Source organism: Micromonospora sp. NPDC005087, from assembly GCF_042872965.1.
Lineage (GTDB): Bacteria > Actinomycetota > Actinomycetes > Mycobacteriales > Micromonosporaceae > Micromonospora.
The window spans coordinates 55425-72432 of record NZ_JBIALB010000015.1 but is presented as its reverse complement, the minus strand read 5'-3'; the positions used below and the strand labels follow the sequence as shown (position 1 = coordinate 72432).

The 17008-nt window shown below is 73.7% G+C and carries 18 protein-coding genes; all 18 read left to right on the top strand.

The genetic code is table 11. The features are described 5' to 3' along the window. The first annotated feature begins 80 nt into the window (after window positions 1-80). Window positions 81-944 (top strand): MarR family transcriptional regulator, encoded by an 864-nt coding sequence (locus ACFYPS_RS28175; protein ID WP_387328224.1) that lies wholly within the window; start codon window positions 81-83, stop codon window positions 942-944. An 89-nt stretch (window positions 945-1033) separates the two neighbouring features. Next, window positions 1034-1672 (top strand): GGDEF domain-containing protein, encoded by a 639-nt coding sequence (locus tag ACFYPS_RS28170; RefSeq protein WP_387328221.1) that lies wholly within the window; start codon window positions 1034-1036, stop codon window positions 1670-1672. Window positions 1673-1760: 88 nt separating this feature from the next. Beyond that, the gene (locus ACFYPS_RS28165; RefSeq protein ID WP_387328219.1) at window positions 1761-2606 is read left to right on the top strand and encodes a hypothetical protein; all 846 of its coding nucleotides are present in this window, start codon (window positions 1761-1763) and stop codon (window positions 2604-2606) included. A gap of 218 nt (window positions 2607-2824) precedes the next feature. After that, window positions 2825-3325: a hypothetical protein gene (locus ACFYPS_RS28160; protein ID WP_387328216.1), complete on the top strand. Its 501-nt coding sequence runs from the start codon at window positions 2825-2827 to the stop codon at window positions 3323-3325. A 603-nt stretch (window positions 3326-3928) separates the two neighbouring features. Next, entirely contained in the window at window positions 3929-4429 is a 501-nt protein-coding gene (locus tag ACFYPS_RS28155) for a C40 family peptidase (RefSeq protein ID WP_387328401.1), read from the top strand. Window positions 4430-4772: 343 nt separating this feature from the next. Continuing rightward, on the top strand, window positions 4773-5675 hold the full coding sequence (locus ACFYPS_RS28150; RefSeq protein WP_387328213.1) for a hypothetical protein: 903 nt from the start codon (window positions 4773-4775) through the stop codon (window positions 5673-5675). Window positions 5676-5764: 89 nt separating this feature from the next. After that, window positions 5765-6631 carry a DUF4314 domain-containing protein gene (locus tag ACFYPS_RS28145; RefSeq protein ID WP_387328210.1) on the top strand — a complete coding sequence of 289 codons (867 nt, stop codon included), beginning with the start codon at window positions 5765-5767 and terminating at the stop codon, window positions 6629-6631. Window positions 6632-6674: 43 nt separating this feature from the next. Continuing rightward, on the top strand, window positions 6675-6980 hold the full coding sequence (locus tag ACFYPS_RS28140) for a hypothetical protein (protein WP_387328207.1): 306 nt from the start codon (window positions 6675-6677) through the stop codon (window positions 6978-6980). Between the two features lie 256 nt (window positions 6981-7236). Next, on the top strand, window positions 7237-8358 hold the full coding sequence (locus ACFYPS_RS28135) for an AAA family ATPase (RefSeq protein WP_387328204.1): 1122 nt from the start codon (window positions 7237-7239) through the stop codon (window positions 8356-8358). A 14-nt stretch (window positions 8359-8372) separates the two neighbouring features. Continuing rightward, window positions 8373-9971 (top strand): VWA domain-containing protein, encoded by a 1599-nt coding sequence (locus ACFYPS_RS28130; RefSeq protein ID WP_387328201.1) that lies wholly within the window; start codon window positions 8373-8375, stop codon window positions 9969-9971. Window positions 9972-10199: 228 nt separating this feature from the next. Then, complete coding sequence (locus ACFYPS_RS28125; protein WP_387328199.1) at window positions 10200-11414, top strand: monooxygenase; 1215 nt, start codon at window positions 10200-10202, stop codon at window positions 11412-11414. A 150-nt stretch (window positions 11415-11564) separates the two neighbouring features. Next, window positions 11565-12569, top strand: coding sequence for a DUF4192 domain-containing protein (locus tag ACFYPS_RS28120; protein ID WP_387328196.1), 1005 nt, complete (start codon window positions 11565-11567; stop codon window positions 12567-12569). Window positions 12570-12796: 227 nt separating this feature from the next. Then, window positions 12797-13225, top strand: a complete 429-nt coding sequence (locus ACFYPS_RS28115; protein ID WP_387328194.1) for a DUF3085 domain-containing protein — start codon at window positions 12797-12799, stop codon at window positions 13223-13225. 77 nt (window positions 13226-13302) lie between these two features. Beyond that, on the top strand, window positions 13303-13833 hold the full coding sequence (locus ACFYPS_RS28110; protein WP_387328191.1) for a hypothetical protein: 531 nt from the start codon (window positions 13303-13305) through the stop codon (window positions 13831-13833). 59 nt (window positions 13834-13892) lie between these two features. Next, entirely contained in the window at window positions 13893-14711 is an 819-nt protein-coding gene (locus tag ACFYPS_RS28105) for a hypothetical protein (RefSeq protein WP_387328188.1), read from the top strand. Window positions 14712-14878: 167 nt separating this feature from the next. Next, window positions 14879-15205, top strand: coding sequence for a hypothetical protein (locus ACFYPS_RS28100; RefSeq protein ID WP_387328186.1), 327 nt, complete (start codon window positions 14879-14881; stop codon window positions 15203-15205). Window positions 15206-15456: 251 nt separating this feature from the next. Further along, window positions 15457-15873, top strand: a complete 417-nt coding sequence (locus tag ACFYPS_RS28095) for a hypothetical protein (RefSeq protein ID WP_387328183.1) — start codon at window positions 15457-15459, stop codon at window positions 15871-15873. 54 nt (window positions 15874-15927) lie between these two features. Next, window positions 15928-16305 carry a hypothetical protein gene (locus ACFYPS_RS28090; protein WP_387328180.1) on the top strand — a complete coding sequence of 126 codons (378 nt, stop codon included), beginning with the start codon at window positions 15928-15930 and terminating at the stop codon, window positions 16303-16305. Window positions 16306-17008 lie beyond the last annotated feature (703 nt).

Genomic DNA, 17008 nt, shown 5'->3' with positions numbered 1-17008 from the left:
TTGATCACCGCCGCTATCGAAGCGTGGATCAGTGCCTGGGCTTCGATCCGCACCAATCCCTATGACGGAAGGACACCAGCATGACCGACACGCACGAGGAACCCGTGCCCGCGCACGGCGCGTTCAAGGTCCTCGGGGCGCTGGCGGAACTCGGCGAGGCCACCGCCGCCGCGGTCGCCGAGCACGCCGGACTCGGCTACTCCACCACCACCCCGAAGCTGCGCGCCTGGGAAGGATCCGGGCAGGCCGAGCGATTCCGCACCGGCGACGGCCGCAGCCTGTGGCGGCTCACCGACGCCGGCCGCACCGCCACCGCCACCGCCGCCACTACCGGCACCCCGCATCCCACGGCGGCCGAGATGCCCGAGCCGACCGCCGACGTTGCGGCCACCGAGGACCAGAGCACGACCGACGACACGTTCTCGCCCGCCGCCGCAGCCGAGACCCCACAACCGGCCGGCGGCAGCCCATCCCCGCAGCCGCATCCCGACCCGCACGCACCGGCCGCCCCCGAGCCAGCCGAGCCCACCGAGCCGAACAGCGAAGTAGACACGCCAGCGGTTGCCACCTCCATCCCCGCCGCCGACGCAGACCAGGACCAGGACCAGGACGCGCCAGGGAAGCCGACGCCTGCGGATGGGCGACCCGACGCCGCGACGGCGGACGCACCGCCGGACGGCAGCCCCCCGGCCACGGCGCGCCGGGTCGGCGGGTCGCTGCGCGGGGCGGTCCTGGACCTCCTGGAAGCCCACCCCGACCGGGCCTACAAGACCGGTGAGCTGAGCAAGCTCATCGACGCCGCGAACGCCGGCACCGGCGCGGCCAAGGCCAGCCCCGGGGCGGTCGCCAACGCCGCGATCAAGCTCGTCGCGACCGGCAAGGCCGTGCAAACCGTGGACCGCCCGGCCACCTTCCAACTCGCCCCCGCCACCGGCGGCCAGTAGCCCATCCGTCAGGTAGCCCGGGGATGGGCGTCGAAGTTGACGCCTCACGCCCACCCCCGGTGCTCCTTCAACCCAAGGAGCGTTCCCGAGTGTCTCCCATCCTGCACACGATCGCTATCGCCGTCGGCGGGATCCTCGCCGGCCTCGCCCTCGCCGGAGCGCTGCTCTGGCGGCAGCAGCAAGCCCTGCACGTGGCCCGCTACGAGGCCACCCACGACGAGATCACCGGCCTGCCCAACCGGCGGCTGTACCTCACCCGCCTGCGCGCCGCCCTCGCCGACAACGCGCCGGTCGGGGTGGTGCTGCTCGACCTCGACCGGTTCAAGACCGTCAACGACACCCTCGGCCACGATTCCGGCAACGTCCTGCTCGACCAGATCGGTCGGCTCCTGACCAACCTGCCCACCCCCGTCCAGATCGCGGCCCGGCTCTCCGGCGACGAGTTCGTCCTGCTCGTGTCCGGCGACCGGGACGACAGCGCAGCCGCGGCCCACGCCGCGTGGCAGGCCGTCGCTGCCGCCCCGATCCGCGTGATCAACGGCGACGTCCGCGTGACCGCCTCGGTCGGCTACACCCACGCCCACGACCCACACGCCAGCCCCCGGCAGCTGCTCACCGAAGCCGACACCGCCATGTACCACGCCAAACGCTCCGGCAGCGGCGTGTGCGACTACCGCCCCCACAGCACGCCCGCCCCGCGCCGCAGCCGCGACCGCCACCACTGCTGACCCCGTCCCACCAGCCCTCGCACGACCAGAAGGACCCCACAGCCGCCGGCTGCGGGGTCCTTCCCCCTTTTCCGAGAAGGAGACCCCTGTGTTGTCCTCCAACGCCGTCCACACCCTCGCCGGGTGCCTCATGGCCGCCGACGCCGACGCCGAGAGGCTGGGCTGGGGCCAGGCCGCGACGCTGCTAATCATCCACGACCGGCCCCTGAACGCCGCCGGGCCGAAGCGGAGGCGCGAGATGCGCAGCCTCGAGTTCCCGCTGCACCGCGACGACCTGCTCACCGACCCGGCCGGGCTGCCCGCGCTGCTGCACCGCCTCGCCGCCGGCCTCGACAACCCAGACGCGCCGACGCCGTATCAGGCCACCCTTGCCACCATCGTCGGGTTGATCCGCGCGACCGCGCCGGACGCGCGGCTGCTGGCCTGGGCCGCCTGCTACGACGACATCCGCACCGTCGCCAGCCAGCCACGCCAGGCCCACCGCGTCGACGCCGTCGACATCGACAGGCGCGTCTACCAGCTCACCCGCCTGCGCGGCGAGGACCACCCGCTGCTGCTCGTCGACGATTCCCCCGACCCGGGCGGCATCCCCGCCACCGGTCCCGGCCTGGCCGCGCTGCTGGCCGCCACCGCCCGTCACACCCTTACGAGCACCCACGCAGACGCGGCATGCGGACCGCAGGTGCCGCCACACGCCGATCCCGACGAGCCGATCTTCGGCGTGTGCGGGCCCGACAGCACGTCGATCCGCTGCCGGATCTGCGGCGCGGTCGACAGGATCACCTCCGCCGAGGTGCCGTCCATGGCCGGGTACGGCGAGGACACCCACATCCGTTGCATTCGCTGCGGATCTGTGGAGACCACCGACCCGATCTTCGGCTGGCGCGCCAAGCCCGCCCCCTGGCCGCCCCACCCCACGCACGACCAGCCGTGAGGAATGGCCGCGGCAGCCGACACCACGAGCTTCACCCCCGCACAGGCGCAGCAAGCGCCGAAGCCACGGCACTGCCACCACGGCGCGTCGTCATCCGCGGCCCACGGCCACGCGCGGATCGCCCGTGATCACCCCCCGCGCGGGCGTTCCGCCGCCAGCCCGCACCCGCGCACACGCACCCGCGCCGCTGATCGCCTCTCGCTAAGGAGCCCTGTCCCGTGAGCACCCACTGCTACGTCGGCGCCACCGACCCCGACAATCCGCACCTCGTGCACGCCCGATTCGTGCTCTTCGACGGCTACCCGGGCGTCGTGCTGCCCACCCTGGCCGCGATCTGGGCCAGCCACGCCCACCGTGACACGGGGGCGCTGGTCACCGCGATCCTCGCCCACGACTGGGAGTACCTCGACCCGGGCACCACTGCCACCACCGGCTCCGGGTTCACCGGGCAGCGCCCGATGCCGGGCGTCGGCATGACCCTTGCGTCCGAGGTGGACCCGCCGGAGCCGGTCACCGTGTTCCCGCTGTGCCACGCCGGGCACCTCGACGCCGACTGGATCTACCTCGTCGAGGCCGACACCGCCGCGATCGGTGTGCACACCGGCGACGGGAACAGCGTGGCCACCTACCCGCTCACCGGCTGCCTGCTCCCGGCCACCGCTCACCGCCGGCCATCGCAGCCCTGCGGCGTGCGGCCGGCGGCGAGAGCGCCACGGTGAGCGCCCGCGCCCTCGCGGCGATCGCCGTCGGGGCGATCGCCGTGCTGGTGCTGTGCGCGGGCGGTATCGGCGCCCTGTTCACCGGCGGCGGCACCGCCTCCGCCGCCTGCTACCAGGCGGTCAGCCCCGGCGGGCAGCCGCTGCTGCCCACCCTCACCCTGTCCCCACCCCCGGGTGGCGGCGCCAGGGTGGGACAGCGGACAGACGGCCAACGCCGCCGTGATCGTCGCCGTCGGCGCCGAACTCAAGGTTCCGCCGCGCGGCTGGGTCATCGCCCTGGCCACCGCCATGCAGGAATCCACCCTGCGCAACCTGCCCGGCGGGGACCGCGACTCGATCGGGCTGTTCCAGCAACGCCCCTCCCAAGGCTGGGGGACACCCGCCCAACTGCCAGATCCCCGCTACGCCGCCGGGAAGTTCTACACCGCGCTGCTGGCCGTCGACGGCTGGCAGGCCATGGCCCTGACCGACGCCGCCCAAGCCGTGCAGCGCTCCGCCTACCCCGGCGCCTACGCGAGATGGGAGGACGACGCAATCGCCCTGGTCCGCGTCCTGGCCGGCGGCACCCCCGCCGGACCCGTCGCCGCCGATCTGGAACAGGCGATGAGCAACCCGCTGTGCCTGCTCGACGGCGGCGACGGCCAACCCGGCGCAGACCAGGTGCCCCTACCGGCCGGGTTCACCCTCCCACCGGGCACCCCGCTGCCGGTCGTCACCGCCATCGGCTGGGCCCTGGCCCAGCACGGCTCCCCCTACACCTTCGGCGGGGACTGCACCGCACCCCACTCCGGCATCCCCGCGCATCAGTGCGACTGCTCGTCGCTGATGCAGCAGGCCTACCAGGCCGCCGGCATCACCATCCCCCGCACCACCAGCGAACAGGTCCACGCCGGGACCGCCATAACCGACTACCGGAACCTCCGGCCGGGGGACCTGCTGTTCATACCCGGCAGCCGCGGCAGCACCGCCCGACCCGGCCACGTCGGCATGTACCTCGGCCAAGGACTGATCGTGCAGGCCCCGCACAGCGGCGACGTCGTCAAGATCAGCCGCCTGTCCGCGTGGGCCAACCAGCTCGCCGTCGTGCGCCGCATCGTCAACTAGCCATTACTCGATCCGATGATCACTGGCTCACGAACACGGCACTCGTTCACGACGAGAGTCTGTGCCAGACGTCGCTGGCCAACGCTTCCGCGTCGTCAACCGGCCGTCAAGGCGCCAGCTGCGACCCGCGCGCGGACACGGGAGGTCGTCTACGCCCACCCCGCGGGCCGCCGCGCAGCCGTGCCGGCATCCGCAGCCGTGGCGACGTCGCCGCCCATCAGCCCGCGCCGCAAGACGGTCGCGCCGGCCGATCCGGCTTCGCGGCGTCCACCCGCTGACCCGTCCCGCGGCGTCCGCGCCGCCCGATTCCTGCGCACCGAACACCGACGAAAGGACAACAGTGATGACCGACTCACCAGATGCCAGCAGCGCGAAGGCGCGGCCGGGGGAACATCCCGGGGACCGCACGGACTGGCTGGCGTTGGGCCGCCGGCTGCAGGACATCCAGAACCAGATGATCCACGGCGGCCAGACGCACCGGTACGGCGACGACTACTACGGCGAGGCGCTGCGGCAGCTGCTCAGCGACTCCCGCTCCGGCTGGATCAGCACCGCCGAGCACCAGTGGCTGATCGACCTGCACACCGGTGTGGACCGGCGCAACCTGCAGGCGGCGAACCGGCAGGCCCGCGAGGCCCGCTCCCGCTACGCCACCGCAGGCCGGAAACTACGCGCCGAGCTGGCCGGGTGGCTGCGCGAGGTCACCAACGAGCGGACCGTCCCGGCCCGCTACCGCCGAGAGGGTGTCCTGCTCGCCGCCGACTGGATCGACCCCGCCACACCCGCACACCCCTACACCAGCCTCGGCCTGACGACCGGCGGGGCGGGCAACGGGGGCCGGGCGCCAGCTGAGCCGGTGGACCCGCAGGTGCTGCTGTCGCTGCGGGCCGCCGGTGAGCGCGACGGCAGCCTGGCCGCCGGCTGGTGGCAGCAGCACGCCATCGAGGGACGCACCCCGGCCGAACAAGCCCAGACCGCCAGCACGGCGCTGGCCGGCATCGACGACAGCGACGAGAAAGCCCTTGAGGCCCTGCCGCGCTTCGACACCGCCGGCTACGACGCCGCCCGCTACCACGCCCACGCGCCGTCAGACGCTCCCGCCTGGGCGGACCTGCCCGACTTCGCCCGTGCGCTGGTCATCGACGCCGTGCGGGACGGGTTCACCCACGCGGTCCGCGACAGTGTCGCCGCCCGATGCCACGCAGTCCTGGACACCGCCGGCACCAGCGCCGGGCCGCAGCAGTGACGCGGCGGCCCAGTGGCGGGATGCACTCACCGCCCGTCACAAACAGCCCTCAGGGCCGCGCCACGGCAAACGATGGCGGCTGGCAGCGGATGCTCGACGCGCTGCAAGCGGCCGGCGCCGCCGCCGGACGCGACGCGGCCCAGTGGTGGGCGCAGCACGTCCTCGGCGGCCGAGCCGTCGGCGAGGTCTCCGCGACCGCCCGGCAGGTCCTCACCGGCCTCGACGACGGGGACCCGGCGGTCATCGACGGGCTCGTGCTGGCCGACCGGTACGTCCTGGCCGAGGACCGAGACCGGTACGCCGAGCACGCCCCGCACGACGCCCCCGGATGGGAACAGCTCACCGCGCACCAGTGCGACCAGACGCGGTGGTCGTGGTGCGACGGGTTCGACGACGCCGCTGAGGCCGAAGCGGCCCGGCAGTGCCGCATCGTCCTGCACCCGGCCGGGGACGACCGGGACGTCAGCCACCTGCACCCCGACCGGGTGCGCCTGGGCGGGCCGGGCGTGTTCGCCGGCGACCGGGCGTGGACACCCAACGCCGGCGGGGTCATGCGCATCCCGGTCGGCTTCGCCGGCACCCTCGTCGACACGTGGAACGGGTGGGCGGTGTTCACCTGCACCCGCCAGGTGGCGGAGGCGATCGTCGCCGACCAGCAGGCCGCCCGCGACCGCTACCGCCAACACCTCGCCGCCGACGACATCACCGGGGAACGCCAGCAGCGGATGGTCGACGAGTCCCTGGCCCGCCTGCGCATCGACGACGACGTCATCGTCGCCGACGAAACCCGCGTCCACGGCGACCCCGACGCCGTCGAGCGGATCACCCCCGACTCGGACGGCCGGTACACGGTGATGGGCCAGGCCTGGACCTGGACCGCCGTGCACCCCTACGACTGCGACCGCATCGCCGGCGACCTTCCCAACCCTCCCGGACAGCCGCAGCCCGAGGCCTGACCTCAGTCCCGCAACCACAACCCCCCGCGGAAGGACCACGACCATGATCGATGACGGCAGCGACGACGAGTTCGGCCAGTACGCCCACGAGGAGATCCTCCAAGCGGTGGTGCGGCACCTACTCACCACCGCTGATCTGGACCAGCTCTGCGACGACGCCGACCTGCCGCAGCTCACCCACGACGACGGCACCCCGGTCACCATCGACTCGGCCCGCGTCTACCGCGACGCGCAAGTGATGACCCTCGACCGGGGTGTGTGGCTGGAACTGTCCGACGGCAGCGTGTTCGGCCTGACCGTGCACATCAGCCGCCGCCCTCGCGGCGAGGTCACCCTCCACCGGCGCTAAGCACCCCCGCGACCCGACCCGGCTCGACTTGATCGACCAGCGGTCGGGTGCGTTCCTTGTCGTCGCCCACCGCAGCGGTGACGGCGACAGCCCACCGGCAGCCCCTGCTTCACGAACCTCACGGAGGTCGCTGGCCGCCCCTGCCACAGGGCCGCGTCCGCCACCGCCGTCTCCGCCGCGCGGACACCGCACCACGTCTGCCCGCGCACCCGGAGACGGGTGCGCGGGCCCACCCCCTGATGACAGGAGACCATGCATGGACGCTGCAACCCCGCCCACCAGCGCCGAGCCCGCCGATCCGGGTGGCGGGCGACGACCTGGCTACCTCTACCGGCAGGTCGCCGCGTACCTCGCCAGCCAACCCGACCAGTGGCTCAAGGTCGGGCAGGTCACCAACGCGATCGCCGCCCGCTCGAGCGGGGCGGTATTCGAGGCGTTGAAGAAGATGGCCGCCGCCGGCTATGCCATCCACTACACCGGCCCGCATCGCTTCCAGATCACCCAGGCGGGCATCGACGCCGCCGGAACAATGCCCCCTCCTACGGGGCGGACCCCTGGCGTCGGCGGCGGACGGTCGACCCGGCGGCAGCCCGTGGCCCGTCCGAACGGTGACCTGTACTTCCCGCGCAAGCTCGCCGGCGGCACGGACGTGGACGTGCTGCGGCGGCTGCGCGACAAGCGGATCCCGGTGCTGCTCTACGGCCCGCCCGGTACCGGCAAGACCGCCCTCGTCGAGGCCGCCTTCGGTGATCTGCTCACCGTCGCCGGCACCGGCGACACCGTCGTGGAGGACTTCCTCGGCAACTTCATCCCCCTCCCGGACGGCGGGTTCGAGTTCGTGTACGGGCCTCTCGTCACCGCCATGCGGCAGGGGCGGGCGCTGCTGGTCGACGACGCCACCCTCATCGCGCCGAAGGTCCTCGCCGTGCTCTACCCGGCGATGGACGGCCGCCGGGTGATCACCATCCCCGGCTACCGCAACGAACGTGTCGAAGCCGTCGACGGGTTCTACGTCATCGCCGGGCACAACCCCGGCGTGCACGGCGCCATCCTCACCGAAGCCCTCGCGTCGCGGTTCGACGTGCACATCGAGGTCACCACCGACTGGGACCTCGCCCGCCACCTCGGCGTCCCCGCACCCGCCGTGCAGGCCGCCATCACCCTCAACGACGACCTCGCCGCCGGGCGGGTGTCGTGGGCGCCTCAACTGCGCGAGCTGCTCGGCTTCGCCCGCGTCCGCAAGACCCTCGGCCTGCCCGCCGCGGTGGCGAACCTCGCCGGCCGTGCCCCGCACGAGGACCGCGAGCAGGTCCTCACCGCACTGCGACAGCAGTACGGCACCGACATCACCGCCCTGACCCTCGGCAAGCAACGCTGAAAGGACGACCCGCCATGGCCCTACCCCGCACCCACCTGCGCACCGGCCACCCCACCGCAACTTCCGCCGACCCGCACTGGCAGCCGTGGAGCGACGCCTGGACCCGGCACATCCCCACCTTGACCGACCGGCACGACCTGCGCGTCACCGTCGCCCCCGGCGCAGGCGGCGGCGCACCGGCCTGCTTCTACCCCGACGCCCGCCGCATCGAGGTCGACGCCACCCACATCGGCGCCCCCGACATCACCAACCCGGCCCGCGCCGGCCACAAACGCCTCGTGCCCACCGCCTACGGGCTGCTCGTCCACGAGGCCGCGCACGCCACCCACAGCCTGTGGACGACACCGCCCGGCACCCCGCCGGTCGTCGCCACGGTCGCCGACCTCCTCGAGGAATCCCGCGCCGAGCACCGCCAGCGTTCCCGGCGGCGCGCCGACCGCAGGTGGCTGCGCCACACCGTCACCCACCTGCTGAATCCCGACGGCGCGCCTATCGACGACCCGTGGCACGCCGGACAACTGGCCGCCCTACTCCTGGCCAGGGTCGACGCCCGCATCGTCACCGCCAAAGACCTCAAGGGCGTGCGCGCCGCCGTCACCGCCGTCCTCGGCCGCAACCGCCTCCTGGCGTTGCGCGACATCTGGCGCCACGCCCACACCGTCGACGACACCGACGCCGCACAGATGCTCGACCTCGCATGGCGGTGGTGCCGCGTCCTCGGCATCGACCCCCACCAGCAGCCCACACCGCCGACGGCCGACCTCGGGGTCTTCGCCGGCCAACTCGCCCAGGCGCTCACCGACTACCTCGCCCACGCCGCCGGGCTCACGCCCGCCGAATACACCGCCGCGCACCTCGAAACCCGCCACCGCGCCCCCGCCGCGTGGACGCACCGCGATCCACGCGACGCCGAACGCGACGCCGCCCGCCACCTGGCCGCCCGGCTGCGCCACGCCCGCATCCGGCACCCGGAACCGGCGACCCGCCCCACCGCGGTGCCACCAGGCCGGCTACGCACCCGCCACGCGATCACCGCCCAAGCGCAGATCGCCGCCGGGGCGCTGCCCACCGCCACCCCCTGGCAGCGGCGGAGCACACTACCGCCGCACAAGCCGACCCTTCACCTGGCCGTCCTCGTCGACACCTCCGGGTCCATGCGCTCCTACGCCGCGCCGATGTCCTCCGCCGGGTGGATCCTCGCCCACGCCGCCCACACCACCCAGGCGGTCACCACCACCATCTCGTTCGGCAGCACCGCCACCCTGCTCGTCGCACCCCGCCGACACCCCACGCAGGTGCTCGAGATGACAGCGGCCGGCGGCACCACCGCGTTCCTCGACGCGGTGAAACTCGCCGACACCCTGCTGCACCTGCGCCACCGCGCCACACTGCGGATGCTCGCCGTCGTCTCCGACGGCGACCTGCCCAACGCCGACGCAGCGCAACGGCTCATCAGCACCCTGCACCACACCGGCTGCACCGTGCTGTGGCTGCGCCCCGCCAACCTGCCCGGACACACCTTCACCCACACCACCACGCTGCTCGTCGACGACCCGGTGCACGCCGTCGGCACCATCGCCGACGCCGCCGTCACCGCCCTCGACAACGCCTAAACCCGGCGGCGCAGACACCCGCCCCGCAGCACACACAGGCTGACCGCGCCCTGCCACGCCAGCACCGCTGATCCCCGGCGGAACGACGCCTGAGCAGGCCAGCCCGCGTCCATCCCACCTTCGCACCGCCGCACCAGGCCGATGCCCGGCCACCCGCGCGCTTCCCGCGCACCCCCGGGCACGGCCGCACGGCCGTGCCCGGGTTCCCCCCACCTGAAAGGGAACCCGATGACACCTCAGCGTCACACCCGCCCGACCAGCGCTCGGCGTACCGCCACACCCGCCCACCGGCACACCACGGCCGGGGGCCGGCGGCCGAGAATCGCCGTGATCGGCGGCTCCCTCACCGGCCCCACCCTGGCACTGCTGCTCCTGCAGGCAGGCTTCGACAGAGTCGCCGTCTACGAAGCCGCCCCCACGGCCGCGCCGCGCGGCGGCGGGCTGATCGGCCTGGAACACCTGGCCCTGGACACCCTACACAGGCTCGACATCGACCAGAGCGAGTTCGTCGCGCACAACTCGGAAACCGTCCGGCAGATCACCCTGCGCCACCGGCAGCACACCGGGGAGACCCAGCGGGTCTATCCCGGACGCAACACCACCTGGACGCTGCTGCACGACGCGCTCACCGCGCGGATCCCCGACGGGCTGCTGCGCCCCTCGCACCGGGTCACCGGACTCGACACCGCGCGCCAGCAGCCGGCGCTGCGCTTCGCCGACGGCCACACCGAACCCGCCGACCTGGTGGTGTTCGCCGACGGCCGTACCTCCACCGGCCGGAGCCTTCTCGACCCCGGCCGGCAGCTGCGCTACGCCGGCTACGTCGCCCACCGCGGCCACGCCCCCGCACCGCACGCGCCACTGCGGGACTTCCTGCGCCTGGAGCCAGGCCCCGGCTGCCAGTACAACGTCGCTCCGATACCGGGAGCCCTGGACTGGACGCTATACCTCAACGCCAGCGCCACCGAGTACGCGCAACGCTTCGGGGCGATGCCCGAGCGGCGGGTGTTCGCCCTGCCGAAGCACGTCAGCCCCGCCGCCCGCGCGCACGTCAACCAGCACGCCGCGCGGCTCCTGACGGCCGAGCACGCCGCCACCGTGCACGCCACCACCGAGCGGATGGCCCTGCCGGTGATGGACATCAACCCGCCCACCCGCATGGTCTGGCCCCTCGGGCAGGGCTACGCGCTGCTGCTCGGCGACGCCCTCGCCCCCGTACGCCCCCACACCGCCCGCGGCGCGAACAACGGCATCGAGCAGGCCGCCGGCCTGGTCGCCGCCCTCACCCAACACCGCTCCTACGGCGCCGACCTCGACGCGGCCCTGCACAGCTGGCAACAACGCCACCTGCCTGACGCCGTCGCCGCCGTCCACCAGGGCCCCGCCCTCGGCGCCCGCCTCGGCCTCGGCATCACCGGCGTCCCGGCCGCCGTCTCCGGCTGACCACCACCGCACCGCCGGTGCCCCGCACCGCCCGCGCGACGGGAGCCGCAACGGACACCCGCCGCCCCTCGCCACGCCCGCCCGGGTCCGCGGCTCGCCCGCGCGGCCCCGGCCGAACCTTGTCGCCCTCACCGAAGGAGCTGTACCGCCGTGCACCATCACGACCGGCCATCCCAGCTGTCCCTGGCCTCACCGGCCGACCTGCTCGCCGCCGTGCCCTACCTCCTCGGGTTCCATCCCACCAACAGCATCGTCACCGTGGGCCTGACCAGCAAGAGGATCACCGTGGCCAGCCGCACCGACCTGCCCGACCCCGCGCAGGTAACCGGATGGCTCGCCACCTTCGCACCGCAACAAATCGCCATGCTGCGCAACGTTTCCGCCACCGCCGCGATCCTCGTCGGCTACGGACCCGCCCCCACCGTCACCCCCGCGCTCGACGCGCTGCGCCCCCGGTTGCTGGCCGCCGGAATCGACCTGCTCGACACGCTGCGCGTCACCGACCGCCGCTACCACTCCTACCAGTGCCACGACCCCCACTGCTGCCCCGTCGACGGGCTGCCGTTCGACCCCACGAACTCCGCCACCGCCGTGCACGCCATCGTCGCTGGGCAGGTCGCCCTACCCGACCGGACCGCCCTCGTCGCCAGCGTCGCCCCCATCACCGGCCCCGCCCGTGACGCCATCACCACCGCCACCCGCCGCGCACGCCAACGCCTCACCGCCGTGCACGCCGCGGGCGGCCGGGCGGCGATCATCCGCGCCGGACGCGCCGCGGTCGAGGCGACGTTCCCCCGCTACCGCCACGACGACGTCGCCGCCGACGACGAGGTGGCCTGGCTGACGGTCCTGCTCACTGACACCGCCGTGCGCGACATCGCCTGGCAAGCCACCGACACCCAACCCTGGCACCTCGCGCTGTGGACCGACCTCACGCGCCGGGCCGACCCGTCCGTGGCCGCCGCCCCGGCGAGCCTGCTCGCGTTCACCGCCTGGCGAGACGGCCTCGGCGCGCTCGCCGCAGTCGCCCTCGACCGGGCCCTGACCGCCGACCCGCACTACCGCCTCGCCCACCTCATCGACCGCGCCCTACGCCACGGCATCCCACCTGCCGCCCTCGATCAGGGGTCCGCCACCGGCGACCCCACCACGTAAATCCATCCCCACAGCCAGCACGCCTCGGACGCCCTGCGCCGTCCGCCGCCCCACCGGCGGTCAGCCAAGCCGAGGCGTTTCGCGCCAGCGGCCCGCAGCTAACGCGCATAAGCAGCCCGGCCTACGCATCAGCGAACTCACCGCACCAGCGACAGCGCCGCCGCACGGCGTCCGGCTACCCGCCCATCACAAGGGCCACCGGCCCAGGACCAGAAACGAGCACACCGATGGCACTGCACCTGCACTTCGACCTCTCCGACACGCTGCGACTAGCCGAACACGCCGACTCGAGCACCGCCCACGCCCCGTCCTTGACCGAGCACGAGGACGACCTCACCTGTCCCGGCGCGCTCGTCTGGGTCCACGACCACGGCGTCTACCTCATGTCCAGCGGCCTGCCCCGCCTCGAGGACCCGAACCGGCCCGACTCCAGCCTCGTCGTGTACGCCCACGGCTGGAACCCCGACCTCGACGGTCACCGACGGGATGCGGACCTCGGCGGGGATGACTTCGCCGAACACCTGCACCTCACCGAACAGCCCACCCCGCTGATCGGCGTCCTGCGCGCCGCCCAAGCCGGCGGCTACCGATGGCTGCAGCTGACCGTCACCGGCGACACCTACGAGGTGCGCCTCAGCCGCACCCGACAGCCCTGACCAGCCCGCACACGCCTTGCCCCGCCTGCCTGGACAGCAGGCGGGGCAAGGGCGCCGCGCCCACGAAGGGAACCCTGATGAGCACACCTGAGGCGACCACGCCGCACCCGCCGACCCTCGAAGCCGTCCTCCGCGACGCCTGGAACACCTTCCAACCGCACCAGCCCGCCCCGCTGGGATGGCTCACCCACACCACCACCCAGATCCACGCCTACCTACGCGACCACACCAGCCCGCCCCCGGCGCCGCAACCGTCGGCCAGCGGCGAGGCCGACCCGCTGGCCCACTTCCGCCGCCAGGTGTGGCAGGCGCTGCGCGACGCGACCAGCGAACACGACGTCGACGTCGACGCCGCCGACCGCGTCCTGCACGCCCTGGACCTGCCAGGACTGCCCCGCCGCTGGCAGGTCCGCCTCACCCTGCCGATCACCGTCGAAGTCACCGCCCCCAGCCGCGAAGACGCCTTCGACACCGCCGAGAACCTCGTCGAGACCACTCTGACCGGCAGCGGCCACGACACCCACATCGACTGGGACCGCCACGCCCGCGACGACGCCACCCCCGGCGAGCACGACAGCACCGCCACCGAACCGGCCGACCTGCGGTGACCGCGACACCGCCACCCACCCCGCACCATGCCGAACCGGCCGCCCGAAAGGACACCCCAGTGACACTGCGTCTCATCCGCAAGTACACCGGCCACGACATCACCGACGACGCCGTCGCCGCCGCCGCCCGACACGCAAGCGGCACCCTGCCGGTGCTCGCCGCCGCGATCGTCGACACCTGCCACGCCCTCACCACCACCGAAGCCAACCTCACCCGCTGCGCCGACGCCATCGCCGCACACCTCGCCGACGTCCGCCGCGCGCTGAACGCCGGACCCGGCGAGCCCGCGCCCACCCTCGATCCACTCGGTGTGCTGCAGGCCCACGGCCCGCGCTTGAACGCCCTGACCGTCCAACGCGCCACCCAGATCAGCCACCTGCAGGCCCTGGCCCGGATCTGGCTGGCCCACCACCAACCCCACCAGCCGCCCACCGCCGAACAGGCCGAGCAGGCACAACACGCCGCCGAGCGCATCCTCGCCGCGATCGACGACGACATCAACGAAGGCACCGTCCCCGCCGGCATCGGCTCCTTCACCGACCTGCACCGCTACGTCGACGCAGGGGACTACATGATCGCCGCCGGTGTCCCCTACGACGGCACCACAGACAGCATCAACCTCGCCGTCGCCGCGCAGGGCCTCGTCGTCGCCAGCCTGCGCACACCCGGGCGCCCGTTCTGCACCCACAGCACCTGCCGCTTCCCCGCACACGACCACACCACCAGCCAAGGGCCCGACGGCGCCGACCTCAACGCGGCCGTGCCCCTGCGCTGCCGGCACTGCGACCAGCCCGCCCACTACGACCACCGCCTCGACGACTACCGCCACGACGACCCCGCCACACCCGACTGCTTCCTCATCCACCGCGACGACTGACCCGCACCCGGTGCTCCGGCGCGGACGGGCGGCGACTTGATCTGTCCGGAAAGTCGAGCGTCACTGCACCCGGTCGCCGCCCCGGCGGACCCGACAGCGGCATCCCCACACCGCTGGCCGGGACGGCGACCACCCCGCACCGACACCGCCTACGAAGGGCAACGCGAATGGCCCAGCCGCACCGCCGCGTCGTACCCCGCACCGTCACCGACGTCCTGCTGTGGCTGCTCGCCGCCGACGTCACCGCCGCTCACCCACCCCACCCCGCACGGCCGGACCGCTGCGCGAACCTGCGCTGCACCGGCGAGGCCTACCCGTGCCCGCCCACACGCGACGCCCAGCGGGCCCGCCGGGCCGCCAGCCGGCCCACGCTGCTGGCCCGCGGCCGAGCACGGGTGGCAGCGCCGGTCGCCGCCGCGGCCACCCGGTTCGTCGGCTGGTTCCACCCCACCACGCCGGCGCAGCAGACGAGGTCCTCGCCGCGCGCCGCGTGACGCCGGGCCCGCCCGGCCTGCCGCCGTACCCCCACACCGGCGGCCGATCGAACCGCCGGATCTCCATGCTGGAGGAACCATGAGTGTCCGGGCCGAAGACCCTCACCGGCTATGCCCGCGCCGCGGTCGACCTGCGCCTGCAAGCGCGCGGGCGGGGCGCCCTGCTGCTCGGCGAAACCGTATCCGTCCTCGCCCGATGAACCCCTCGACTCCCACGAACCCGCTCCCGCGTCCCCGAGTGCGACGTGCGCATGGCGTTCACCGCCGACAGCAGGCACGACGTCGCCCTCACCACCAAACCCCGTGTGGACGGACGCCATGCCCAGCGGCGTGACCGATGCCGTCGACGCGCTGGCCTGCGGGCTCGACTACACCGTCGACTGGCGCTGCACCACCACCTCGACCAGCCGGCCGTGGCCGTACTCATCGCCCTCGCCACCGCCACCTGGTTCACCGCCAGCCAGCAGCACCGCCACGAGCGCACCGTCACCGCGCTACTCGGCGACGTCACCCCCGCCGCCGCAACCGACCCGCGCGAGGAGGACACCGCCGCGATGGCGGCCCATCTCGTGCTGAGCCTTCACGACGCCCACCACACGGCGCTTGACGAGGCGCGCGAGGTCATCGGGCCGCTCGTGGCGCTCGGAATTCTCACCTCCACGTCCTGACCCCCGCGACGGGCGGCCACGGGCACCCGCGACCCCACACCCAGGAGAATCGCCATGCCGGACACCGGATACCCCTTCGACACCCGCAACCGCGCCTACCAGCGGTTCCTCACCCTCGCCGGCGACCACTTCGAGGTCGTCGGCTGGGACAACGCCACCACCGGCCGCCCCACCATGATCACTCTGATCGACATCGGCAGCCGCGACGCGTTCAGCCTCGCCCTGCTCGACAGCGCCGAGGACCGCCAGCCCCATGCCCTGCTCGCCGTCACCACCACCGCCGCAATGTCCCTTCACGGCCCCATCCCCGGCCGCGCCGCCGCCGCCGACTACGCCCCCCACCTGGCCATGCACAACGCCGACGTCGCCGCCACCACGCCGGTGGGCCTGCACGACCCCGACGCACCGCACGTCGCCGACGACGACGAGTAGACGGCCGTTCCGCCGGACATTGCGGCAGCCGCCCGCACCGCCACCCTCGACGCGGCACGCGTCTCGCTGGTCCTGCTGGACCGCGAACGCGCCCAGCTCACCGTCGTCGGACCCTTCCTCAGCATCAACGCCGCCGAAGCCTGGCAGCCCGACGCCGACGGTTGGCCACCGGTCGACCGGCTCCTGCTCCCCGTCCACACCCCCGTCACCCGGGACTGACCGGTCTCCACCCCCAGCAACGCCGCACCGCGCAACCCTTCGTCCCCAACAGGCCCGGAGCGCCGAGGAGAGCGCGACGAGCACCGCGGCGCACCACGCCCCACCCCAGTTGTCCGTCTGCCAGCGCGCCACCGGCCACCCGCGGCGGGCTGGCACCCGTGCACAGGAGTCTCACCAGGTGACCGGCACCAGCGGCCAGGTCAAGCGGGCCCTGCCCTTACCGAGCTCGACGGCGTCCGCGCCGTCGGCGCCGCAGCGACCACCACCGCCAGTCTGCCGCGCCGCACGGCTGGGCGGTTTCACCCCGCCGCTGGCCGACCTCGACCTCGCCGACCCGCCCGCGCGACGCACGCCACCCGGCACCTGGGCCATCTCACTCCCGGCAGCACCGCGAACCGCGACGCGGCCCGCCCGGCACGTCCCACCCCTCGTGCCGCCGCGCCGTGGCGGCACAGCGCAGAAAAAGAAAAGGAGTTTCAATGAC